Raw genomic sequence first — 24015 nt, forward strand, 5'->3', positions numbered from 1 at the left:
TGTCCATATTGCTGACTATGTTGTCAAATGGATGATCGTGGCCGTTAGCCCTGAGGCCGGTTACCTTACCATTTTTTAGATTGATTTTTTGCACCGAGCTATTGAAGCGGAATTCTACCCCACTCTCTTTCGCAAGCTTAAAGAGGCTTTCTGTTATTTGGTGCATGCCTTTTTCTGGGATGAATGCCCCCACACCAAACTCCAGGTGGGGAATAATATTCATTGTGGCCGGCGTTAGGTAGGGGCTGGAGCCATTGTAGGTCGCATACCGGTTGAACAGTTGTGTGGTTTTGTCCTTGGCGAATCTTTGTTGGTTGGCAGCGTGCATAGTCCGGAAAAGGTCAAGCTTGTGCAGCACTTTATATGCCTTAAATGCCTGCTCATTGAAAAACGTCCTTGCATCGTGCAACGACCTGTGAATAAAGAGATCAGCCAGGTGGTTGTATAGAAAGGAGCTGTGTTTGAGAGCAGCTAGCGTATTCGCAGTTGGTTCCCCCAGCTTTTCCTCGAGCTCTGCGGCCAGTAGTTGTGGGTTAGCAGAGGCCTTCAGAGAAATTCCGTTATCGAAGAAATAATTAGCGGTGGTTGAGAGTCGCTTGTATGTGAAGTGATTTTTCGGATCTTTTTTTGATATTTTGAATAATTCATCGACATAATCAGGCATGGTAAATAGAGAAGGCCCAGCATCAAATCTATATTTACCAAGCCTGAGTTCAGTCAATTTGCCTCCAGGATAATCGTTTCCTTCAAAAATTGAAACCTGATATCCTTTGTTAGCCAACCTGATACCCGCAGCCATGCCTGCTATACCCGCTCCAATAATTCCGACGGTTTTTTCCATTAAATGTATTTTCTTAGTAACATTAAAGTCAGGCTTAGGTTATTCTCTGAGCACAATTTTTTCGCACAGGAAAATTTTACTATAAAAAATTATATTTTTTATAAGATAGTTTCTAAAAATTGGTTACCTTTATTTTGTAAGGCGTATTAATCGATGATGTAAAGACAACCAGCAGTTAGATTTCTACTTAAAATGAACGCAATTAACGACACCATGTCTTACGCCATCGACCGATTACAGCAGGAATACCAGAGGTACCGCCCTGCCAAGCTTACTCTTGAGCAATTTACTTATTTGGTTCAAATGTTTCCTTCGCTTCTGGTTTCTATGAGCGATGGGGTGTTGGACAAAGAGGAATGGGATGCTGTGCTAAGGGCTGCCGAAAATCTCGGCAAGAACCTGGCAGCAAGTCCCGACGAAGTCGAATCCCTTTCCGATGTGTACAAAACAGAGTTTCGCTACCTGATTGACAATAGCGAACGCTGGAGAAAGAAATTTATTAATGCACTGAATGACTTCCTTAAGGAAGACCCAACAGCAAAGGATTTGGTACTGGAATCAATGTACCTGTTTGCCAATGCTACGGACGGGATTTCAAGTGCTGAGCAAAAATTGATTGACGAACTGTCAAGCAGGCTGGATTTAAATAACTAGTTCAGCCAACCAACGATTTTTTCCAGGTCGATAGCTTCCGGAGGTGTGCTCATTGGGTACACCTCCCTTATTTTACGCATAATCGACTCCTGCCTGTTGCCACGCTCAAGTGCCTTGCTGTAAGGCATGTTCGAAAATGTCACCATGGTGTAAAGCGGTGTCCATTTGTCAGGATACTTTTCGTGGATCCTCGCTTCCAGCTTTTTCTGCCAGATAAAGCCCGCATCCGCTACCTTGTCCCGCATCTCAATAAAGTTATCATTGGCAAGCTTGGCAATGGCGTCAGTATTTGGCTTGCGTGCCTTTTCGAAAGACTGAAACACTGTTTCCCAGTTTGGGTATTCGGCATCTATGATCTCATCCAGTATCCGACAGTCTTCAAAGCCTGCATTCATCCCCTGCCCAAAGAAAGGAACAATGGCATGGGAGGCATCGCCAAGCAGCAAGCTTCTTTTTTTACTCCACGGGAAGCACTGAATGGTGACTAAGGAGGAGGTGGGATTGGTGAAAAACTGATCGGTGAGATTGGGAATAACCGGTAGCGTATCAGGGAAAACTTCTGAAAAGAAAGCACCCACTTTTTCTGGTGTATTTAATGCGTCAAAAGAGGAGGCCCCTTCAAATGGAAGAAAGAGCGTACAAGTAAAGCTCTTGTCGATATTGGGCAGGGCAATGAGCATGAATTTGCCCCTTGGCCAAATGTGGAGGGCGTTGGGGTCAATCTGGAACTCCCCATTTTTCCCTGCAGGAATGTTTAACTCTTTGTACCCATGTGGCAGGTAGTCTTGCGAAAAGTTGAACCTGTCGGAATGTAAAAAGGAGGCTCTTAGAACAGAATAGGCTCCATCAGCACCGATAATAACGTCACCAGGATATTCCTTCGCTTTTCCAGCCGCTGAGAAATGGAGTGTCGAGTTTTCGATATCGGCCTGCTCACATTTGTGTCCGAACCTGAAGGAAGCACCGGCAGCTTCTGCCTCACCAATAAGGTATTCGTTCAGCAAACCCCTCGATACTGAGTTGATAGCCTGATTGGCCTTTCCGTAAGGCTGAAAATGAACCTGGGAGTCTAACTGGTGAATCATACGACCATGCATAGGCAGCATCACCTTGTTGAGGTTCCTGGTAACCCCGGCTTTTTCCAAAGCCAGCAGGCCCCTGTCACTTAAAGCGAGATTGATGGATCTACCCCCTAACACATCATTTTTTCTTGGGTCAGGGCGCTTTTCAAAAACTTCTACTTTGAAACCCTTCTTTGCTAAAAAAATGGACAGCAGCGAACCAACCAGCCCCGCACCCAGGATCAGTATTTTTTCTTTAGCCATGTTTTATTGATGCTAGCTTTAAAAGTTCTTCCTTAAGAATTTCAACAAACTGAAAGACCTCCTCAAAGGTATTGTATAGTGGAGCGGGTGCAATTCTTATTACGTTCGGCTCCCGCCAGTCCGCAATAACTCCTCTTCTTTGGATAGCATTGAAAACTTCTTTGTTCCCGTTGGTAATGAACAAACTCAACTGACTACCTCTTTCTTCGGGATTGGAAGGCGTAATGATTTGAACAGTTTCGTCATCCTCATTAAGCTCCCTGAGCAAAAACTCCAAAAAACCGGTAAGGGCCATGCTCTTCTTTCTCAGCTCATCAATGCCAGCTTTTTCAAAAATATCCAGAGAAGCCATGTGCGCCGCCAACAGTAATACAGGGGCATTACTTAGCTGCCAACCGTCGGCATTGGGTGTTGGGTCGAACCCTTTTTTCATCTTAAATCGCTCTTGTTCATTATGTCCCCACCATCCGCCAAAGCGATTCAAATCCTTATTGGCGGCATGTTTTTCATGGACGTAAATTCCCGAAATGCCTCCCGGACTGGAATTCAGGTATTTGTAAGAGCACCAGGTTGCAAAATCAACCTCAGCGTCATGCAAGGACATCGGCACATTTCCCATGGCGTGGGCCAAATCAAAGCCCGCCAGCGCTCCGACCCCATGGGCTGCTTTGGTAATAGCAGCCATGTCGAAAAGCTGGCCGGTGTAGTACTGTATCCCACTGAACAGCACCAAAGCAAGTTCGTCTCCAGCTTTCGAGATTTCATTTACAATATGACCCGTAGAGTAAAGATTGGTGTCGACATCTGGCTCCACTTCTATGATACACTCTTCCGGGTCGTAGCCATACCATTTCAAATGGCTTTCCAGGGCATATTGGTCAGAAGGGAAGGCACCTTTCTCCATCAGAATTTTTCTGCGCTGCCCTTTAGGTTGATAAAAGGTGACGAGTAGCAGGTGCAAGTTCACCGTTAAGCTGTTCATCGCAACGACTTCGTGCTCTTTCGCCCCAACGAGGCGGCTGAGCGTTTTCCTGGCTTGCTTGTGATAAGTCATCCAGGGTGTCGCTCCTTCAAAGTGACCTTCTACGGCAAAGTGTGCCCAATTATCCATTTGTTCCTCTATGCTGTTGGTTGCAGCTTTTGGCTGGAGGCCAAGTGAATTGCCGCAGAAATAAATGCAATCTTTTCCGTTCCTTTGAGGGATTTTGAACAGAGGGCGGAACGAATTCATAGGATCATTCTCGTCTAGCCCCCGGGCGAAGCTAAGAGAATGTTTATAAAGGATGCTCATGTATTGTTTGGCTAAAGTTGTCTATAAAATATATGGTCAATGCGCCGTCCTCGCAATGAGCAGTAACGCCTGAAGGTTTGAAGCTAGCTTCCATTTAGTCCCTGCCAACGGCAAAAATAGGTAAATTAGAAAGGTTGGAGTGATGAGAGTGGCTAATTTTCACGCTTTTACCAGTTTGTTTTGATGGATGCCCAGCCAGTTGAGGGCGTTTTTGTGAAGTAACTTCTGCCGGGTGCTCTTCGAATAGGGCATTGACTGTATAAGTTTTCCCGGTTCATGCTCACCCAGGGGAAAAGGGTAGTCCGACCCCAAAACAATGTGATCCTCGCCGACCAGCTTCACTAACATGTCTAACGCCATTTGATCATACACCAGCGAGTCAAGATAAAATTTGCCTATATAATTTCTCGGGTTAACAGGGTTGTCAACGGCACAAAGGTCAGGGCGAACATTGAAGCCATGCTCAATTCTGCCGATGGTTGAGGGAAATGAACCGCCTCCGTGGGCAAAGGCTATTCTAAGATTTGGAAGTCTTTCGAAAACTCCCCCGAAAATGAGTGAGCAAATGGCCCTGGAGGTCTCTGCAGGCATTCCTACAAGCCATGGCAGCCAATACTTTGGCATGTCCTCTTTGCCCATCATGTCCCATGGATGAACAAATACCGAAGCACCCAACTCTTCTGCCGCTTGGAAAACGGGGAAAAGCTCTTCTGCATCCAGGTTGAGTTTATTTACGTGTGTGCCTATCTCAATCCCATGCAAGCCTAGTTGCTTCACGCACCTTTCCAGTTCCTTCACTGCGAGCTTTGTGTCCTGCAAAGGCAGGGTGCCGAGGCCGATATATCTGTCGGGATATTCCTGCACAATGGAGGCTATGTGATCGTTCAGCAGCATCGAAAGATCATGGGCGTCTTCTGCCTTGGCCCAGTAGTTAAACATTACTGGTACAGTCGATAGCACCTGCACACCCACTCCATGCTGGTCACACTCATGAATTCTCCTCGCCGGATCCCATGTATTGTCTTCTACCTCCCTGAAAAATTTATTGTCAATCATCATGCGGGCACAGCAGGGCTTGTGGTGCTCCAGCCTGATCCAGCCGCCATAGCCATACTTTTCCTTCAAATCCGGCCATTTTTCCGGTAGAATATGGGTGTGTATGTCTATTTTGAAATCATTATCCACTTTGACACAAAGTTAGGTTCTTGCTGGAGGCTCCATCACAGTGCCGCAGTTGCCACAGGTTCTTTTTTCTTCACTCTCGTAAAACTCCTGCATAATTGGAGGCAGTTGCGAAACGATGTCAGTAATTACCTCAAACTTCTCATGGAGTTTGTGACCGCACGCTTCACAAAACCACATGAAGCCATCCTTGTGTTTTTCTCCCCGGTACACTTCCATTACCAGCCCCACAGTATTGGCGGGCCTTTGCGGGGAGTGCGGTACTCGGGCTGGCAACAAGAAAATATCTCCTTCCTTAATGATCAGGTCAAGTGGCCTCCCATCTTCTATTATTTTCAGTTTTATATCTCCTTCTACCTGATAGAAAAATTCTTCAGTTTCATTATAGTGATAATCCTTTCGGGAGTTTGGGCCCCCAACTACCATCACTATAAAATCATCGTTTCCTTTATAAACTTGCTGGTTTCCTACCGGAGGCTTCAATAAATGTCGATTTTCATCTATCCAACCTTTAAAATTGAAGGGTCTTTTAATAGTCATAGCTAAACGAATAATGTTTTCGTATTTTTCTAAAAATAACGAATAATACCCATTTAGGAAAAGGTAGTATTACGAGAAAACGGTAACGGTTACTAAACTATGGATTTAGATTTGAAAGGAAGGAAGGCGTTGGTTTGTGGCAGTACTCAGGGAATTGGCCTGGCCAGCGCCATTGAGCTGGCCAGGCTAGGCGCTGAAGTTACGCTCCTGGCCCGAAATGAGGCAGCTATGAAAAAAATTGTCGCTGGTCTGGCTTCTGAAAACGGGCAGTCGCACAATTACCTCTCGGCCGACTTCAGTAGCCCCTCTAGTGTTGAGGTAGCCGTCGCAGCCGCCATCAACAGAGGAGCTCGCTATGACATACTAATCAATAACACCGGCGGACCTCCGGGCGGGCCATTGCTCGACGCAAATTATTCGCAGGTGTTCGATGCCATGGAGGCGCACCTGCATTGCAACCATATACTTGTGCAGAAGCTGTCACCGGGGATGAAGGAAAAGAAGTTTGGAAGAATCGTTAACGTAATAAGCACCTCAGTCAAAATACCTATCAACGGTTTGGGCGTTTCCAATACCGTGAGAGGGGCAGTAGCAAGCTGGGCAAAAACGCTCTCACTTGAGTTGGCACCTTTTGGAATAACGGTAAACAATGTGTTGCCCGGCTTCACTGAAACTGAGAGACTCTTTTCCCTCATCAGATCGAAGGCTGAAAAAGAAGGCAAATCGGAAGAGGAAGTGGCCAGGTCGATGAAGATGGAGGCACCTGCGGGGCGTTTTGGTACCTCAGAGGAAATTGCGGGGCTGGTCGCTTTTTTGGCGACACCGGCTGCGGCTTATATTAACGGCACAAGCATCCCGGTGGATGGTGGGAGAACTGGCTCCATTTGATATGAAGCAGCCTATTGTCGACCTTCATTGCGATTTGCTATCCTATCTGTCGTCAGTACCAGGTGCCCGGGTAGATAAGGCTATGGAATTTGGCGCCGCTGTACCGCATTTAAAGGCTGGCAATGTTAAACTTCAGGTAATGGCCATCTACACCGATACCAAAGCAGGAAGTAGTGCGGCTGGCGAGGAGCAGCGAAAGCTTTTTGAGGAGCTACCTATTCTCTCCAACAGTTCTTTTAGCCGTTTTACAAGCAGTGCACTTTCTCTGGAGACACTGGAGAACCACTCAGGCTGCTACGCCTGGTTGGCAATAGAAAATGGATCAGCCTTTTGTGAAGAGGACGAGAGTCTCAGCTCCGGCTTGCTCCGGCTGGAGCAAATGGTCGCATCATCCGGCCCGCTGGCCTACATTATTATGACTCATCACTATGAAAATCGCTTTGGAGGCGGCAACTATTCGGATGTGGGGCTGAAGGCCGATGGCGAGGTGCTGCTTGATTTTCTGGACGGAAAAAGGATTCCGGTTGATTTGGCACATACGAGCGACAAGCTGGCTTACGGCATTCTGAATTATATCGACAAAAGGAGCCTGAATGTCCCGGTGTTGGCTAGTCACTCGAACTTTCGAAACGTTCACAGCCATGTCAGAAACCTTCCGGATGAGCTGGCGATGGAGCTGATAAGACGAAATGGACTGATCGGCATCAATTTTCTGCGTAACTATATCAACGACACCGATCCCGGAGTGCTATATGATCACATTGACCATGGCATAAAGCTTGGGGCGCAGCACCTTCTGGCATTTGGGGCCGACTTCTTTTATGCATTGAATCATCCTGACCCATCTCGTTACCCAATCTATTTTCAAGGGCAAGACAACGCCTCCTGGTATCAAAAGATTCTGGCCGAAATGAGGGAGAAAGGAGCGAAGCATTTTGAAAGTGGCATTGCCTATAAGAATGCGATTGGTTATTACTCATCATTGAAATGAAGAAGTTTGCCAACTATATCGACGGAAAGCTTGTGCCCTCAAAGTCAAAGGATTATCTGGACAACTATAATCCGGCGACAGGAGACGTCTACAGTTTGCTACCCGACAGTTGCCAGGAAGACGTCGAGGAGGCAGTTGCCGCAGCAAAAAGAGCATTTCCGGGGTGGTCTGCCCTTTCCCCCGGGGATCGATCACAGTACCTTATTAAAATTGCAGAAGCTGTGGAACAGTGCCAGGCGGAGCTTGCTCTTGCCGAAACAACCGACACGGGAAAGCCCCTTTGGCTTTCAAATGCCATGGATATTCCCAGGGCGGCTGCCAATTTTCGATTTTTTTGGCACGCTATTACCCAATTTGCTTCCGAGTCGCATCTGGTCGACGGTGTTGCACTGAATTATACCCGCCGTGGTCCTCTTGGCGTGGTTGGGTGCATTTCTCCCTGGAATCTGCCCCTATACCTCTTCACCTGGAAGGTAGCGCCGGCGTTAGCTGTAGGCAACACGGTGGTCGCCAAACCCTCTGAGCTCACTCCCCACACGGCCTTCCTGTTGTCAGAAATTTGTATAAAGGCCGGACTGCCTCCTGGCGTCCTGAATATAGTACACGGGGCCGGCGGCAAGGTTGGTCAGTCCATCGTCCAACACGACGAGGTCAAGGCCGTGTCGTTTACCGGAGGCACTGCTACAGGGAGAAAGGTTGCTCTTACCGCTGCCGAGACATTTAAAAGGACATCCCTTGAGCTTGGTGGTAAGAACCCAACCATCATTTTTGAAGATTGTGAATTTGATTTGGCTGTTGAAAGTGCTGTTCGATCTTCCTTCACCAATCAGGGTGAAATATGCCTCTGTGGTTCGAGAATTTATGTTGAGGAGGGTATTTATGAGAAGTTTTTGAGTGAATTTGTAAAACAGGTTGGCGGTTTGAAGGTGGGCGATCCATTGGACGTCAACGTAAAGATAGGGGCACTTATTTCTCAACAACATCAACAGAAGGTGCTACAGTATCTGGAGGTAGCGAAACAGGAAGGTGGGCATGTTTTGTGTGGCGGCGGCATGGAAATGGTTGCTGGCAGATGTGAAGGGGGCTATTTTGTGCAGCCGACTGTGATTGTTGGGTTGCCAAACTCATGCCGGACAAATCAGGAGGAGATATTTGGGCCAATAGTAACGGTTCAACCTTTTAAAGGGGCCGATCAGGCCATTAGCCTGGGCAACGAGTCATCATATGGTCTGGCGGCAAATATTTGGACGTCTGACCTGAAGAAAGCACACAATGTTTCTCACAAGCTGAATTTTGGTATTGTATGGGTCAATACCTGGCTTTTGCGGGATCTTCGCACCCCGTTTGGCGGAATGAAGAATTCTGGTTTGGGTAGAGAGGGTGGTTTCGAGTCGTTGCGGTTTTTTACCGAAGCCCAAAACATTTGCATCAAACTGTAAAAAGAAAGGCCTCAATTGAGGCCTTTCTTTTTTTATGATGGGTGTGATCGATTAAACAGCTTCGCCTTCTGGCTTAAGTCTGTTGATTTTGAATGGCTTACGCTCCTTATGGCCGCAGTAAGAGCACTCGTAGTATTTCATCATTTCGCCGTCTTCATCATTAGTGGCTGTCCTGGTAACTTCCTCTTTCATCACTCTGAGGGTTTGATAGTTACACTCGCTGCACTGTAGTGCATGAAGTCGACCATTGTATTTTTCAATCTTCACGTAGCCTGACACCTCATCAATCCAAACGTCATAGTCTACGGAGAAGGCAAGTTCTTCAGCCTGCATACCTTCGTCAAGGTATTCATCTTCCTCTTCTTCACTCAGAAGCTTCATCTTACGGCCATCGGGAGAGAGCCTTGGAGAGTATCTCAATTTCTTCAGACGCTTCTCAATATAGAAGGGGTAGTAAAACTTGAGTACATTTTGAACAACCACGCCAGCAATGATACCAAGCATGGAACTAACGAATATCCTTACGAAGAACCAAAGAACACCTGTTTGTTCTACAAGCGTATTTGAATACAGAGCAGCACCAATGATTATAAGAAGAAAGGCATACCACAAAAAGTTAATCTCGTTTTTGTTGATATAGTCATATTTAGTTTTCTTATCACCGATAGAAGCTAATCTGAGGAAATGATAAATAAGGACAACTAAACCGATAGCAACTAAAGCATAAGCCCCATATTTCCCATAGGTGTTCCAAGCTTCAAGCAGACTAGGTGAAATTTCTTGCATAGCGATTCGACGTTAATAGGTTCAAAAGTAAGTTTTGTTCGATGTAAGGTTTATGTGGCAATTAAATAGCTCTTTCGTTGTGAGAATTGCACATTTACAGTATTGCAATGTACAAATATATTTAATTCAGCATTTATTCAATCTTATAGACAGCTAAAATTAAAAAAAAAATGGCGGCTACCAAAAGTATTAGAATGCCGGGCCGGGTCGTTTTGGGCTACCGCTCAATGTAATATGCTAATCAAAAAGGCAGGCATAGCTGTTTGATTTTCTTGTGGAAGGCAAAAATAGCACTCTCTTTCGCAACTTTTTGATGAAAATCTGGTTCAGTATTAGAAATACCTATTATTAGGTATGGAATTTGCAGGTGGTTATTGGTACCTTTGGGTAGTTTATTGACTCTTCAATTTCATTACCCCAAAGCCAACCATAATTATTTAGAATGCCTCAATATAAATTGGGGGCATAGATGTTGTTAGCAACCCAAATTTTTAACCCTAAGGGCAATTAGGCCTCTGTTTGTTATCAAAGTGTAATTTTTTTGTAAAATCTCATTTGACCTGATAAAAACGTTGGTAAAATTTAAAAATAGCATTAACTGGGTATAAACTTTAATTTTTACGATATAATTCATAATCTTGCAAACCAATTCAAATTATTTAACCATGAAAAAACTATTTAGAAATTTATTGTTCTTTAGTGCAATCGGATCTGTAGCCATTCTGGCAAGTTGCGGTGGTGACGAAGAAGAGCCACTTCCAACTGCACCTTCAATGGAAGTAGAAGTAGAAGGTGTTGAAGTAACAGGGGCAGCTATTTCTGCTGTTGAGGGTGAAACGGTTACTTTTACAGTAACAGTAACAGCACCAGGTGTATTTAACACATTGAATGTTACTCCTTCTGTTGATGGAGTTGCTGGTACATCTACGCCATATCCAAGAACTGCGTCAAATGTTACTTTATCAGAGGAAGGCACTGTGGCTGTTATTGGTCTGACCTACACTTTCGATGCTGATGACGTTGATAAAGATTTGTCATGGACTTTCGAGGGAGTTGACGATAGCAACCAAACAACAGAGAAAACTTTTACAGCTACTGTTGAAGCAGCTCCTGTTGAAGTAGTTGTGTATACTGAAACACTTATTGGCGGTCAGTCAAATGCAACCCTAGGAAGCTTTTATGATGCGGAGGAGAACAAAGTTTATAAGTACGCTGAAACCAGAGATACTCATTCAGCCAGCGTCGACTTCTTGTTTTTCTATGGTGACACTAATAAGTACGCAATTGCTGCAATGGATGATGCCGATGCAAATACTGCATTTTCTGCTGCCCTAAACGTTACCAATGCGCTATCTGCAATAATGCCAACTAAAAACGCTACTAAGTTTAAGGTAACCACATTGACTGCTGCACAATTCGACGCAATCGGAGATGTGGACGCACTAGCCAGTGCTTATGGCGAAGTGGCGGCAGATGCTTCTAAAGTGAATAACCTTGAGGCTGGTAAAGTATTTGCGTTTGTTCAAGCTTCTGCAAGAGGATCAAAGAAAGGTCTTGTAAAGGTTGTGAAAACTGATGGAACTTCTGGAACTAACAGGTCGATTACTGTTACAGTTAAGATAGAGCCATCTGAAGACTAAAAATTTGCGTTCAAGCAAATAAATGCAAAGGCCATCCCAGCGGGATGGCCTTTCTTTTTTACACCAACGAGTCCAGCGCCTTTTTGCACGCTTCCGGCTTTTCGTACATGCCCATGTGGGCTGTTTCCTCCAAAAGCACAAACTGATCAGACCCAACCATTTCTTTCATTAGCAGGCTTTGTTCTAATGGCACAGCACCGTCTTTTTCACCGGCAATGATGAGCTTTGGTTGCTTAAACATCTTCAACACTTCGCTTCTTTCAGGCCTGTCCCGCATGGCAGCAGTGTAGGCGGTCAGAGTATCAAGCCTGGTTTCTGCTGCCAGGCCAACTACTTGCTGCACAATGACTGGATTCTTTCTTCTAAAGAGGCTGTGGAAAAGACCTGGGACAAATTCAGTAGTAAAACTTTCTACTCCGCTTTTGTTGACGAAATCAATCACTTTGTTTCTTGTTGCTTTCTTTTCCGGTGAATCAGCAAAGACAGTGGAGTGAAACAAACACAGGCCTTTCAGGCTATTCCCATATTTTTCTGCCAGAGCCAGTGCCACATAGCCTCCCAGTGAATGTCCGACAACAATCGGTTCAATCTGTTCAGGTTCAATCACCTGATGGTAAATAACCTCAGCCACCCAATCGATGGAAAGTGGGTGGGGTAGCTCTAAATTGCTCTTCCCAAATCCGGGAAGGTCTACGAGATAGATTGTTCTGCCTGGAAAAGCCGACAGCATGTTTTTCCAGATGCTGTGGTCTTCGCAAAAACCGTGAAGCAAAAGTACGGGAGAGTCATTAGAAGATGGTAGCTCTTCGAGAGATAGTTTCTTTACAAATAGGGCCATATGGCCAATATAGTAAGATTATTTTAGTACGCCGGACGGCTCAAGCAGTTTGATAGCTGCCTCATAAATTCCCTGGGTATCGAAGCCGCACTCATGGTGCAGCTCATGCTGCTCCCCATGCTCAATTACATCGTCGGGTATTCCCAGGCGCACAATTTTGGAGGCATAACCGTTATCGGCCATAAACTCAATGATGGCACTACCAAAACCACCCTGTAGACAGCCATCTTCGACTGTGATTACATATTTGTGAGTTTTGAAGACCTCGTGCAGCATCGCCTCATCCAATGGCTTCACGAACCGCATATCGTAATGTGCTGCATCCACATGATCCTCTTCTAACATATGGCATGCTTCGGTGGCATAGTTCCCAATGTGCCCTAGGGTTAGTATAGCCAGGTCATCGCCTTCTCTTAGCTTTCTGCCTTGGCCAATTGGTATTTCTTTGAAAGGGGTCTTCCAATTGGGCATTACCCCGTTGCCTCTTGGATACCTGATAGTGAATGCACCTTCTTTTTGCAGCTGGGCGGTATACATCAGGTTTCGAAGCTCCTCCTCATTCATCGGTGAGGAAACGACCATATTAGGGATGCAACGCATGAAGGCGATATCGTAAGCCCCATGATGCGTAGGCCCATCAGCTCCTGAAAAGCCTGCCCTGTCGAGGCAGAATACCACCGGCAGATTCTGAAGGCACACGTCGTGGATCACCTGGTCGTAAGCACGTTGCATAAATGTGCTGTATATATTGCAGAAAGGTGTTAATCCCTGCGTAGCCAGGCCGGCAGAGAAAGTTACCGCATGCTGCTCGGCAATGCCTACATCAAAAGCCCTGTCCGGCATGGCTTTCATCATGATGTTCATGGAGGAGCCAGAGGGCATCGCTGGGGTGATCCCCATTATTTTTTCGTTCTTTTTGGCCAGCTCAACAAGAGTGTGTCCAAACACGTCCTGATACTTGGGCGGTTGTGGCGCATCATAAACTTTCTTGTGAATCTCTCCTGTTAGCTTGTCGAACTTACCCGGCGCATGCCATTTTGTTTGGTCTTTTTCCGCTAAAGCGAAGCCCTTGCCTTTCACCGTAACACAATGCAGGATCTTAGGCCCGGGAATGTCTTTCAGGTCATTAAAAATCTGTGCCAGATGCGTAACGTCGTGGCCGTCTACCGGGCCAAAATATCTTAAGTTAAGAGATTCAAAGAGGTTGCTGCTCTTTATCAAAAAGCCCTTTACACTGTTTTCGACTTTGGAAGCAATTTCCTGGGCGTTTGGCCCAAACTTGCTGATTTTTCCCAGGATGTTCCACACTTCGTCCTTCACCTTGTTGTAGGTGTGGGACGTGGTTATATCAGTAAGGTAATCCTTTAGTGCGCCCACATTGGGGTCTATCGACATGCAATTGTCGTTCAACACTATCAGCAGGTTGCTGTTCGCTACGCCGGCGTGATTCATGGCTTCGAAGGCCATTCCACCAGTAAGGGCACCGTCGCCTATTACAGCTACATGTTGCTTCTGCTTTTCTTTTTTGTAGTGGGAAGCCACTGCCATCCCAAGCGCCGCAGAAATAGATGTTGAAGAGTGACCTACCCCAAAGGCGTCATATTCACTTTCCTTTCTTTTGGGGAAGCCGGATATCCCACCATAAAAACGGTTGGTGTGGAATACCTCCTTTCTTCCTGTGAGAATTTTATGCCCGTATGCCTGATGCCCCACGTCCCAAACCAGCTGATCATTTGGCGTATTAAATGCGTAGTGAAGGGCGACGGTAAGCTCCACAACGCCAAGGCTGGCTCCAAAATGCCCACCATATACTGACACATTGTCGACAATGAATTGACGTAATTCATCCGCCAGCTGCACTAGCTGTGATGGATCAAGTTTTCTGACGTCAGAAGGGTAATTGATAGTGGAAAGAAGCTCGCCGGGCTGTATCAGCATACTATTCGCAGGTTGTGATATAAGGTAATCAACTAACCAGTTCCTTAAATGTTTATTGTAACTTTTTTCTCTTTATGAGTCAATCGAGGTGGCAAAGGTACATTTTTTTGGCTAAAGGCTTACTATTATTTACTGAGTTGGTAAATTTGATGCTACCTTACAGAAAATGGATATCTCACAAACCGATTCTTCAAAGTTTGAAATCAAATTGGCATTGTTCGAAGGGCCGTTTGACCTGCTCTTGTTCTTCATTGAAAGAGACGAGCTGGATATTCATGATATTCCGATCTCTAAAATTACGGCCGACTTTCTTGACTACCTGCAGCACCTCGAGTCGATGAATATTGAGGTGGCCAGCGAATTTATATTAGTAGCAGCTACGTTGATGCGCATAAAGGCAAAGATGCTGCTACCCAGGCCAGTGCTGGACGAGCTAGGCAATGAAATTGACCCAAGAGAGGAGCTTGTTAAACACCTGCTGGAGTACAAGAAGTACAAGTCGGTGGTGGAGGAGCTCTCGAAAATGGAGGCAGACAGATTGGACAGAGAAATGAGGGGGAATCTTGAAAAAGAGCTCAGGTCGCTGTCAGAAATAAACAATGTGGAAGCCGAGTTGCAGGATATTGACCTTTATAAGCTGCTGAAAGTGTATATGCGGGTGTTGGAGAGGTTTGAGTACGAGCAGAAAAAACCGATACACAATGTGGTGCAATACCCATTCACCATATCCAGCCAAAGGGACTTCATCATGAATAAACTGGGTGATGCTGGCCGGCTGTCGTTTGCTAATGTAATGGAAGATATGCCAACAAAAATCGCAGTGATATTTAACTTTCTTGCCATTCTGGAGCTGCTGCAAATGAGAATGATCACCATTTTCATTGGCGAAGGATTTAACAACTTTTGGATTGAAAAACTTGAAGGCGAAGAAGTGGTGGTGCTGCCTGAAGAATAAAAAAAAGCCATGAAATGCTTCATGGCTCTGTGGCTTGCTTTGGCTAATCTTTCTTAAACCCTCTCGAACTGAGAGAAAAAGAAGCCAGCTTCAATGGCAGCATTCTCGTCTGAGTCTGATCCATGCACAGCATTTGCCTCAATTGACTTAGCAAAAATCTTGCGGATGGTTCCATCGGCAGCCTTGGTAGGGTCGGTGGCACCAATCAGTTTGCGGAACTCTTCTACTGCATTGGCTTTTTGAAGCACCAGTGCAATTATTGGAGCTGAAGACATGTAGGCACAAAGTTCACCATAAAAAGGACGTTCCTTATGCACTTCGTAGAACTTACCAGCCACCTCGGGAGTCAGCTTAGTTAGCTTCATTGCTTTAATAGTAAACCCAGCTTCCTCAATCATTTTTAGGATTGCGCCGGAGTTTCCTGCGCCGTAAGCGTCAGGCTTAATCATTGAAAAGGTAATTGATCCTGCCATTTTTGATTATATATTAGAAAGGGTTTTCAAAACGCCCGCAAAGTTAGCAGATTAATTTGTTTTGAACGAACGCTGGCACTAAATAGGCACTCCTTTAACCATTTGCGTTCGGGAATGCGTTTTTCTAATTAAAATATTCTTCTCACTTTTGCACTTCACATTTTACCTGTTCTCCTCGGAAGGTATCATTTTACATGCAGCAAATTGACCAGTTTAGGGATTTACTCCTTCAACCCAAGCGAATAATCATCACTACCCATATAAAGCCAGATGCCGATGCATTGGGCTCTTCGTTGGGTTTGGCGAATTATCTTTTGGCAAAAGGGCATCATGTGGATGTGATTACCCCCACTGATTACCCGGAGTTTTTGGTCTGGATGAAGGGAAATGACGCTGTAATCAACTTCGAAGATGGCAATGAGACGCTCTCGGCCAAGCTAATCGATGCAGCTGACATCATTTTCTGCCTGGATTTTTCCACGCTGTCCCGGATTGAAAAAGTAGGAGAGCTGGTGGCTGCCTCCAAGGCAGTGAAGGTACTCATCGATCATCACCTCAACCCAGGTGACTTCGCCGATTACAGCCTTTGGACGATAGAAGCTTCGGCAACCGCTGAGCTCGTTTTTCAGCTTATTGAGCAGCTGGGGGATAAATCTCTTATAGACAAAGATATTGCAGAATGCCTGTACGCCGGCATTATGACCGACACAGGCTCATTTCGGCATCCTTCAACCTCATCCAGGGTTCATCGAATAGTGGCTGACCTGATAGATAGCGGTGCGGATGTCACCAAAGTGAGTAAACTAATTTACGACAATAACTCCATTGACAGGCTGAAGTTTTTAGGGTTTGCCTTCAGCCAAAGGTTGCAGGTAGTCTCTGACCTTGGTGTTGCTTACTTTGTTATCAGCAAGGAAGACCTGAAGAAGTTCAACTCAAAGAACGGTGACACTGAGGGGCTTGTGAACTATGCCTTGTCTATAAAGGGCGTGGTGATGGCGGCCACAATCATCGAAAGAGACGGAAAGGTAAAAATGTCTTTCAGGTCGATGGGAGATTTTTCTGTCAATCAGTTTGCCAGAGATCATTTTGATGGCGGGGGCCACAAAAATGCAGCAGGAGGAGCCTCCACGGATAGCCTGGAAGCTACAGTTGAAAAGTTCAAGAATTTATTGCCTTTATATAAAGAAGATTTAAACAAAAACATTTCATTCTTACATGTTTAATAAAATTAAAAACCTATCGGGGTTGCTGGGACTGGCAGCTCTGGTAATTGCCTGTGGTGGTGCTGACAAATTTACAACGAAATCCGGGGCAGAGGTGTCTTACATTCGAAACGGCGAGGGAGAGAAACCTGCGGATGGCCAGATTCTTACTATGCATATTTCGTACCTCAACGAGAATGGAAATGCGCTGTTCAACAGTGTAGAAGCAGGAGGAGGCCGACCATTGCCGATGCTTTATAACGACTCGGCCTGGCAAACTCAGGGAGTACTTTATGAAGTGTTCCGTGAACTAAAAAAGGGAGACAGTGTGCAATTTAAAATGACTGCTGAAGCACTATTTGAGGATACATTCGGAACTCAGTTGCCGGACTCTATCAAGAGAGGCAGCCAGATCACCTTCAATTGCAGCCTGGTGGATATGATGAGCGAAGAACAATATCAGGAGGAGCAGATGGCGTTACAGCAAGCTGAAATGGAAAAAATGCAGATGGAGGCCGAAGGTCAAATTATAGTTGACGGTGAAATCATCGACAAATATTTGGCTGACAATAATATTGCTGCTCAAACCACTGAGTCCGGCCTTCGCTACGTTATCACAAAGCAGGGCACCGGCGAAACTCCAACGCCCGGAAGCATGGTAAACGTGCATTATATTGGCACCACCCTTGCAGGCGAGAAGTTTGATGCTTCATACGACAGAGGCGAGCCTCTACAGTTTGTGATAGGCCGGGGGCAAGTGATTCCAGGTTGGGACGAAGGCATTGCCCTGCTCAATACAGGTGCTGAAGCTACACTTTATGTGCCATCTTCGCTGGCTTACGGAGCAAGAGGTGCGGGCGGAGCAATTAAGCCGAACGAAATTTTGAAATTTGAAGTAGTGTTGGTTGGGATCGAACAAATGTAGACTATGATAAAGCGAATTTCTCTTCTTTTACTTGTGGTGATTGGGCTGGTGACGTTGGGGTGTAAGAAGGACGATGATCCGCTTACGCTACAGGAGCAGTACGATGCTATTGATAAGTATATTAAGAAGAACGACCTGAAAAATGTTCAAACTACCGCAAGTGGTCTCAGGTATACAATCACCAGGGAAGGCACCGGTGCCTTCCCCAGGGTGAACGACGTAGTTACAGTCAACTACGAAGGCAAACTGCTTAGCGGCAAGAAATTTGATTCTTCTTATGATAGCGGTGAGCCATATAAGTTTACTCTTGGCGTTGGCAAAGTAATTAAAGGATGGGACGAGGGAGTGGCGTTGTTGCCTGTAGGCAGCGAAGCCATATTGCTCATCCCTTCAAATCTTGGCTATGGCACGAGAGGCTTTGGGGACGATATAGGCTCCAATCAAGTTTTGGTTTTTAAGATTGAAGTTTTGGATAGCAAAAGATAAATAAAGTCGAGTGATGATATTTAGAGTTAAAACAGCTGCGGTTATTTTGTTTGTTGGAACGCTGGCAGCGTCACTTGCGAGCTGCGATCTTAGTGTGGATGAGCCCGACCCCGTATTTGATGTGGAGGCACAATACAAAAAGGACAGCATAGCCATCGATGAATATTTGGCTAAGTATGGCATTGAGGGCGTGCAGACAACAGAGAGTGGGCTGAGGTACAAGATCCTCGAAGAGGGCGGCGGGCCAGCGCCAAATAAGAACGACATCGTTTCGGTGCACTTTACCATCAGCAGGATGGATAGCGCCGTAATAGAGACCACCTTAAAAGATGTAGCAATTCGCTATAATATCTATGATACCGTGTTTGCCTACGTGCCCTACAAATTCAATTTTGGTGCCGGATTTGTTTTCTCAGGCTTTCAGGTGGCAGGGCTTAAAGAAGGCAGTCAGTTAATGAAATTGAATGACCGGTTTGTGTTTTACCTGCCTTCAAAATTAGCCTTTGGGACGGTTGCCTACGGGCAAATACCGGCCAACTCGCCTTCGGTGTGGGAGTTGAAAATGGTTCAAATTCGTTGACGCAAAAAATGAATGAAATTTGCATCGCATCTAACAATGCACACAAGCTAAAGGAGATAAAAGAAATACTGGAGGAGAGCTATCAATTGCTCTCCCTTTCTGATATTGGCTGTACCGACGACATTCCGGAAACGCAGCCAACTATTGAAGGGAATTCTCTGCAGAAGGCCCAATACATTTGGGATCGTTACAAAGTAAATTGCCTCGCAGACGACACAGGTCTACTGGTAGACTCCCTCAACGGTGAGCCGGGCGTCATTTCTGCAAGGTATGCCGGTGACCAAAGAAGCGGGGATGACAATATTGCCCTGCTGCTAAACAAACTCGATGGAAATCCGAAAAGAAATGCGCATTTCAAAACAGTAATGACCTTTATTGATGCAGGCAGCATTTATCAGTTCGAAGGAAAGGTGTTTGGAGAAATAACTACAAGGACCACAGGTGCGGGAGGCTTTGGGTATGACCCTGTTTTTTTACCTGAGGGTAAAACACTTACTTTTGCTGAAATGGGTAGCAAGGAAAAAAATGCAATAAGTCACCGGGGCAGAGCCCTCGCAAAGTTTGCTGCCTTTTTGAAGTATCAGCAAATGTCCGCTAGCCTAAAATGAAAGAACCGCTTGTTGTAGGAATGACTGGAGGCAGTGCGTCAGGAAAGACGTTGTTTCTCAGCAGCCTGATGGAGATTTTTCAGGACGGCGAAATCTGTCTTGTCTCTCAGGACAATTACTACAAGTCAAGAGACACGCAACCAGTTGATGAAAACGGTGTCAAAAATTTCGACACCCCTCTTTCGATAGATTTCGACGAATTTCGGCATGACCTGGAGGAGCTCAAAAGAGGCAAGACCGTGCAAAGACAAGAGTATACCTTCAACAACCCGAACGTCACTCCAAAGGACTTGGTCTTTAAGCCGTCGCCCATAATTATTGCCGAAGGCATTTTTGTGTTTTATGACAAGGAGCTTTCCAGTCTTTTCGATTTGAAGCTTTTTATTGAAGCCAAAAACTACCTCATGCTCAAGCGCCGGATAACCAGGGACGCCCTCGAAAGGGGATATGATTTGGATGACGTGCTCTATCGATATGAAAAGCATGTGGCTCCCACTTTCGAAAAATACATAGAACCCCTTAAGCATGAGGCCGACATAATTATTCCCAATAACCACCATTTTCACAAAGCGCTTCAGGTGGTGGTTGCTTATCTGAAAATGGAACTGGCCGACAGAAAGGCATAAATAGACAACTTTACTGGGAAGTTTGGCGGAAAGCCTTACTTTTGCGGTTCTTCATGAAAACTCAGTTGAAAATATTAAGCAAGAAGAAAAGCATCACGCTGGCAGTGGGTCTACTGGCTGCCGTCGTAGTGGCTTGCACGTCTGTTTTTCAGTTTAGCTTAACTTCTATCGATGCTGACGTTAGTAAAAGTGAAGTCGCTCAGACCCAGGGTGACACAGACAATTTGCAGTTTGAAGCCCACCGGACGGCGGACGATAATACTGATTCGCAAAAAACAGTATATAAAATCCAGGCTGTTTCGCAGGGAATCCAATTGCATGTGACTTATACGCCCATCGTTTGGGAGTCGTTCGACGTTGATTTACCTGAATTTAAGGCGGAGATTCCGCAGCAGCTATATAAAGCCGGTTGGGAGTATTTTAGGGTGCTCTTCACAGACATTATAGCTGCAAACGCCCCTTAGGGAATCCCTTTCCCTGTAAGGCCGAGTCTGGCCTGCTGATGATCTCATACATACTGCCCACAAATAGCTTTTAGGGCTAATCACGTAAAAAGCAGAGGAATTTTGTGCGGCATGGTGATGAGCTATTAAATAAACTACTGAAAAATAAACATAACACTCATGAAAAATAAAGGTGGAATAATACTACTTACCGTAGTTGTTTCCTTACTATGTATCTATTACCTCTCCTTCACATTCGTGTCGAAGGGAGTACAGCGCAAGGCTGAGCAGTATGCGACCGATGCATCGGGAACGGTAGATTTTACCAAAAAACAACAATACCTGGATTCGGTTTGGAATGAGCCAGTCTACAATTTTTTGGGTATTGAATTCACATACAAAGAAATAAAGGAGACTGAATTAAACCTCGGCCTAGACCTTCAGGGCGGGATGCATGTAACCCTTGAGGTGTCGCCGATTGAGATTGTAAAGGGGCTGAGCGGTGATAGCAAGGATCCGGCTTTCATCGCATCGCTGAATGAGGCGAGACAGGTAACCCTGACGTCTCAGGCCAGCTTTGTTCCCGAGTTCTATGCTGCCTATCAGCGGAATGCTCCCGGTCAAAAGCTAAGCTATATTTTTGCCAATGCAGCAAATAGGGGGCGCATCAGCCTTCAGTCTACTGACGAAGAGGTGCTGGAAATCATCAATTTCGAAGTAGAAAATGCAATTGATCGTTCTTTTCAGATCTTGCGCACTCGTATCGACAGGTTTGGAACGTCGCAGCCAAATATTCAGAGACTGCCAGGCACAGGCCGCATTCAGATAGAGTTGCCCGGAGTTGATAACCCTGAAAGGGTTCGCAAGCTTTTGCAGGGTGTTGCGCAGCTTGAGTTTTGGGAAGTAAATGAAGTCAATGACATTTTTAGTACACTTTCGGCTATCAATCAGCTGGTTGTTGACGATGAGAAAGCAAAGAATGCTGAAGTAACTGTTTATCCAGACTCGAGCGCCGCAGAGTCAACCACTGCATCAAATGACCTGGCTGACTTACTTTCTGACTCAACGGCTGACGATTCTACAGATTTGGCTGCTCAGTTGGAGTCAGATACCTCTGACATATCAGCGCTGTCGAGCGGACAGTCACCACTTTTCAGCTTGATGAAAGGTGGTTATGGGCTGATGTATGATGTGAAGGACACTGCCAAAATCAACCGCATTTTTGAGCGCAAAGACGTGCAGGGCATGATTCCTTCGACGATGAAATTTCTTTGGGCAGTAAAACCGACGCAAATCGACGAATTTTCAACCGAGGAACTTCTGGAGCTATACGCAGTAAAAACGAGCAGAGGCGGCAGAGCCCCTCTTACCGGCGAAGTAATCACGGATGCCCGTCAGGACCTGGATCAAAGCGCCAGACCGGCTGTGAGCATGCAAATGAATGCTACAGGGGCAAAAGCCTGGAGAAAGCTTACCAGCGAGAACATCAATCGGCGGATTGCCATTGTACTTGACAATTACGTTTATTCAGCGCCAATGGTGCAGGGTGAAATACCTAACGGTAGCTCCTCTATTACCGGCACATTTACACTGGAGGAAGCCAAGGATTTGGCCAATGTGCTAAAGGCCGGTACACTTCCGGCACCGACGACTATCGTGGAAGACGTAGTAATTGGGCCGACGCTTGGTAAAGAGGCTCAGCAGCAGGGAATCATATCAATTGTGGCTGGTTTGGCCATTGTGATCATCTTCATGGTGGCTTATTATGCCAAGGGTGGTTTCATCGCCAACCTGGCACTTGCCTTCAACGTGTTCTTCATACTTGGGATTTTGGCCCAGCTAAGTGCCTCACTCACCCTTCCGGGTATTGCGGGTATAGTGCTTACCATTGGTATGGCGATTGACGCCAACGTGTTAATCTTTGAAAGGATTCGTGAGGAGCTAAGAGGCGGTGCCTCTATTAAGCAGGCAATCTCTGGGGGTTATGAAAAGGCTTACAGCTCTATCATTGACTCCAACGCTACCACCTTCCTTACTGGTCTTATCCTTTATACGTTGGGCCAGGGACCTGTGAAAGGTTTTGCCATCACGCTGATGATTGGTATTGTTTGTTCGTTCTTCTCGGCCGTATTCATCACAAGAGTAATTGTGGAGTGGTGGTCTAAGAAAGGTGATGAGAGTAAGATTAGCTTTGACTCACCTCTTTCGAAGAACTTCCTACAGGATACAAAAGTGGATTTCATAGGAAAAAGACGTTTGGCTTACATTTTCTCAGGCACGTTCATTGCGCTGGGTATAGTAGCTTTTATTATCAAAGGAGGCCTAAGCATGGGTGTTGACTTCACTGGCGGGCGCTCTTACATTGTGTCGTTCGCTTCTCCCCAGACGCCATCAGAGATGAAAGTGAAGCTGTCAGACTCCTTTGATGGGCAGAGCACAGAAGTGAAGTGGTACGGCGGTGACAATGTGCTGAAAATTACAACTAGCTTTTTGATCAATAATGAATCGGACGAAGCCGACTTGCAAGTGAGGGAGGCTTTGATCAGCGGTGTGAGTAGCATCACCGGGTTCCAATACACCGAGGACGATAGTAAAGTGGACGATACACATTTTGCAATTTCGAGCTCCTCGAAAGTAGGTGCAACAATTGCAGATGACATAAAGGCTTCGTCTACGGAGTCTGTGGTTTTTGCTCTTATCACGATCTTCCTTTATATACTGATACGGTTCAGGAAATGGCAATTTGGCCTGGGCGCCCTGGTGGCTCTGTTCCACGACGTGCTTTTCGTGCTGGCGGCTTTGGCAATTGCGAACTTGTTCGGCCTTTCTTTCGAGGTTGATCAGGTATTTATAGCAGCCATGTTGACGCTGATCGGTTATTCAATTAACGATACCGTTGTAGTGTTTGACAGGGTGAGGGAGAATATGCAATTGAGACCGTCAAGCGATAACAAGACAGTGTTTAACCTGGCATTGAACGAAACAATAAGCAGAACTACAATCACTTCTGCTACCACCCTTTTCGTGGTGTTGATTCTTTTCTTGTTTGGTGGAGCAGTCCTCAAAGGGTTCTCTTTTACCCTATTGATTGGTATTTTGATAGGAACATACTCTTCGTTGTTTATTGCAACTCCGGTTGTTTTAGACTTTGAGAGGAAAAAGAAGTAAAAGTGTAAACCGTCGCTAAGAAAAGGAGTACAGGAATGTGCTCCTTTTTTTTATTTTTCTTACATGAGAAAGATGTATGCTGATGTTGATAGTTTAGGTCAAAGTGAGCTGGATACCTTTGTATAGATCTTCAAGGTCTTTTGATCCAGCTATAAGAATATAAAAAAAGGGAAGCAGTTGTTAACTGACTTCC

The 24015-nt window shown here is 45.6% G+C and carries 23 protein-coding genes; 14 read left to right on the plus strand and 9 right to left on the minus strand.

Annotated elements, in window-relative coordinates; translation table 11 throughout:
• The coding region (locus tag GC130_RS09465) for an NAD(P)/FAD-dependent oxidoreductase (protein WP_151998058.1) at window positions 1-841 on the minus strand (841 nt) is incomplete at its 3' end.
• A gap of 192 nt (window positions 842-1033) precedes the next feature.
• On the opposite strand from GC130_RS09465, the gene GC130_RS09470 reads away from it, so the two are divergent.
• Window positions 1034-1495 (plus strand): tellurite resistance TerB family protein, encoded by a 462-nt coding sequence (locus GC130_RS09470; protein ID WP_151998059.1) that lies wholly within the window; start codon window positions 1034-1036, stop codon window positions 1493-1495.
• Here GC130_RS09470 and GC130_RS09475 read toward each other — a convergent pair.
• From GC130_RS09475 to GC130_RS09490, 4 genes are all read right to left on the minus strand, one after another.
• Window positions 1492-2820, minus strand: coding sequence for an NAD(P)/FAD-dependent oxidoreductase (locus GC130_RS09475; protein WP_151998060.1), 1329 nt, complete (start codon window positions 2818-2820; stop codon window positions 1492-1494). The two genes, GC130_RS09470 and GC130_RS09475, sit on opposite strands and share 4 nt — an antisense overlap.
• Window positions 2813-4111, minus strand: a complete 1299-nt coding sequence (kynU, locus tag GC130_RS09480; protein ID WP_151998061.1) for a kynureninase — start codon at window positions 4109-4111, stop codon at window positions 2813-2815. Before kynU ends, GC130_RS09475 begins: the two co-directional genes overlap by 8 nt.
• A 159-nt stretch (window positions 4112-4270) precedes the next feature.
• Window positions 4271-5296, minus strand: a complete 1026-nt coding sequence (locus tag GC130_RS09485) for an amidohydrolase family protein (protein ID WP_151998062.1) — start codon at window positions 5294-5296, stop codon at window positions 4271-4273.
• A gap of 12 nt (window positions 5297-5308) precedes the next feature.
• Window positions 5309-5833: a 3-hydroxyanthranilate 3,4-dioxygenase gene (locus tag GC130_RS09490; RefSeq protein WP_193217819.1), complete on the minus strand. Its 525-nt coding sequence runs from the start codon at window positions 5831-5833 to the stop codon at window positions 5309-5311.
• Between the two features lie 99 nt (window positions 5834-5932).
• On the opposite strand from GC130_RS09490, the gene GC130_RS09495 reads away from it, so the two are divergent.
• The 3 genes from GC130_RS09495 to GC130_RS09505 are packed head-to-tail and all read left to right on the plus strand — an operon-like array spanning window position 5933 to window position 9151.
• Window positions 5933-6721, plus strand: a complete 789-nt coding sequence (locus tag GC130_RS09495; protein WP_151998063.1) for an SDR family oxidoreductase — start codon at window positions 5933-5935, stop codon at window positions 6719-6721.
• The gene (locus GC130_RS09500; RefSeq protein WP_151998064.1) at window positions 6696-7712 is read left to right on the plus strand and encodes a dipeptidase; all 1017 of its coding nucleotides are present in this window, start codon (window positions 6696-6698) and stop codon (window positions 7710-7712) included. Before GC130_RS09495 ends, GC130_RS09500 begins: the two co-directional genes overlap by 26 nt.
• Entirely contained in the window at window positions 7709-9151 is a 1443-nt protein-coding gene (locus GC130_RS09505) for an aldehyde dehydrogenase (RefSeq protein ID WP_151998065.1), read from the plus strand. Before GC130_RS09500 ends, GC130_RS09505 begins: the two co-directional genes overlap by 4 nt.
• Window positions 9152-9202: 51 nt before the next feature.
• On the opposite strand, the gene GC130_RS09510 is transcribed toward GC130_RS09505, so the two are convergent.
• On the minus strand, window positions 9203-9937 hold the full coding sequence (locus GC130_RS09510; protein ID WP_151998066.1) for a hypothetical protein: 735 nt from the start codon (window positions 9935-9937) through the stop codon (window positions 9203-9205).
• A 665-nt stretch (window positions 9938-10602) separates the two neighbouring features.
• On the opposite strand from GC130_RS09510, the gene GC130_RS09515 reads away from it, so the two are divergent.
• On the plus strand, window positions 10603-11577 hold the full coding sequence (locus GC130_RS09515) for a hypothetical protein (RefSeq protein WP_151998067.1): 975 nt from the start codon (window positions 10603-10605) through the stop codon (window positions 11575-11577).
• Window positions 11578-11635: 58 nt separating this feature from the next.
• On the opposite strand, the gene GC130_RS09520 is transcribed toward GC130_RS09515, so the two are convergent.
• Window positions 11636-12415, minus strand: a complete 780-nt coding sequence (locus tag GC130_RS09520; protein ID WP_151998068.1) for an alpha/beta fold hydrolase — start codon at window positions 12413-12415, stop codon at window positions 11636-11638.
• A gap of 18 nt (window positions 12416-12433) precedes the next feature.
• Window positions 12434-14353, minus strand: a complete 1920-nt coding sequence (dxs, locus tag GC130_RS09525; RefSeq protein WP_151998069.1) for a 1-deoxy-D-xylulose-5-phosphate synthase — start codon at window positions 14351-14353, stop codon at window positions 12434-12436.
• A gap of 166 nt (window positions 14354-14519) precedes the next feature.
• On the opposite strand from dxs, the gene GC130_RS09530 reads away from it, so the two are divergent.
• Window positions 14520-15308 carry a ScpA family protein gene (locus GC130_RS09530; protein ID WP_151998070.1) on the plus strand — a complete coding sequence of 263 codons (789 nt, stop codon included), beginning with the start codon at window positions 14520-14522 and terminating at the stop codon, window positions 15306-15308.
• A gap of 53 nt (window positions 15309-15361) precedes the next feature.
• Here GC130_RS09530 and ndk read toward each other — a convergent pair whose 3' ends face one another.
• The gene (ndk, locus tag GC130_RS09535) at window positions 15362-15781 is read right to left on the minus strand and encodes a nucleoside-diphosphate kinase (RefSeq protein ID WP_151998071.1); all 420 of its coding nucleotides are present in this window, start codon (window positions 15779-15781) and stop codon (window positions 15362-15364) included.
• Between the two features lie 194 nt (window positions 15782-15975).
• Here ndk and GC130_RS09540 point away from each other — a divergent pair, with 194 nt between their 5' ends.
• The 8 genes from GC130_RS09540 to secDF all read left to right on the plus strand — a co-directional run bounded on the left by GC130_RS09540 (window position 15976) and on the right by secDF (window position 23822).
• A complete protein-coding gene (locus GC130_RS09540; RefSeq protein ID WP_151998072.1) occupies window positions 15976-17007 on the plus strand; it encodes a bifunctional oligoribonuclease/PAP phosphatase NrnA in 1032 nt (343 codons plus the stop codon).
• The gene (locus GC130_RS09545; protein WP_151998073.1) at window positions 17000-17911 is read left to right on the plus strand and encodes an FKBP-type peptidyl-prolyl cis-trans isomerase; all 912 of its coding nucleotides are present in this window, start codon (window positions 17000-17002) and stop codon (window positions 17909-17911) included. The genes GC130_RS09540 and GC130_RS09545 overlap by 8 nt, the downstream gene beginning before the upstream one ends.
• A 3-nt stretch (window positions 17912-17914) precedes the next feature.
• Window positions 17915-18397 carry an FKBP-type peptidyl-prolyl cis-trans isomerase gene (locus tag GC130_RS09550; protein WP_151998074.1) on the plus strand — a complete coding sequence of 161 codons (483 nt, stop codon included), beginning with the start codon at window positions 17915-17917 and terminating at the stop codon, window positions 18395-18397.
• A 13-nt stretch (window positions 18398-18410) separates the two neighbouring features.
• Window positions 18411-18977, plus strand: a complete 567-nt coding sequence (locus tag GC130_RS09555) for an FKBP-type peptidyl-prolyl cis-trans isomerase (RefSeq protein WP_151998075.1) — start codon at window positions 18411-18413, stop codon at window positions 18975-18977.
• An 8-nt stretch (window positions 18978-18985) separates the two neighbouring features.
• The gene (gene rdgB, locus GC130_RS09560; RefSeq protein WP_151998076.1) at window positions 18986-19585 is read left to right on the plus strand and encodes an RdgB/HAM1 family non-canonical purine NTP pyrophosphatase; all 600 of its coding nucleotides are present in this window, start codon (window positions 18986-18988) and stop codon (window positions 19583-19585) included.
• Window positions 19582-20211: a uridine kinase gene (gene udk, locus GC130_RS09565; protein ID WP_151998077.1), complete on the plus strand. Its 630-nt coding sequence runs from the start codon at window positions 19582-19584 to the stop codon at window positions 20209-20211. The genes rdgB and udk overlap by 4 nt, the downstream gene beginning before the upstream one ends.
• Window positions 20212-20264: 53 nt before the next feature.
• Window positions 20265-20675, plus strand: a complete 411-nt coding sequence (locus GC130_RS09570) for a hypothetical protein (RefSeq protein ID WP_151998078.1) — start codon at window positions 20265-20267, stop codon at window positions 20673-20675.
• Window positions 20676-20834: 159 nt separating this feature from the next.
• Window positions 20835-23822, plus strand: coding sequence for a protein translocase subunit SecDF (gene secDF, locus GC130_RS09575; protein WP_151998079.1), 2988 nt, complete (start codon window positions 20835-20837; stop codon window positions 23820-23822).
• Window positions 23823-24015 lie beyond the last annotated feature (193 nt).

The organism is Imperialibacter sp. EC-SDR9 (genome assembly GCF_902498805.1).
Lineage (GTDB): Bacteria > Bacteroidota > Bacteroidia > Cytophagales > Cyclobacteriaceae > Imperialibacter.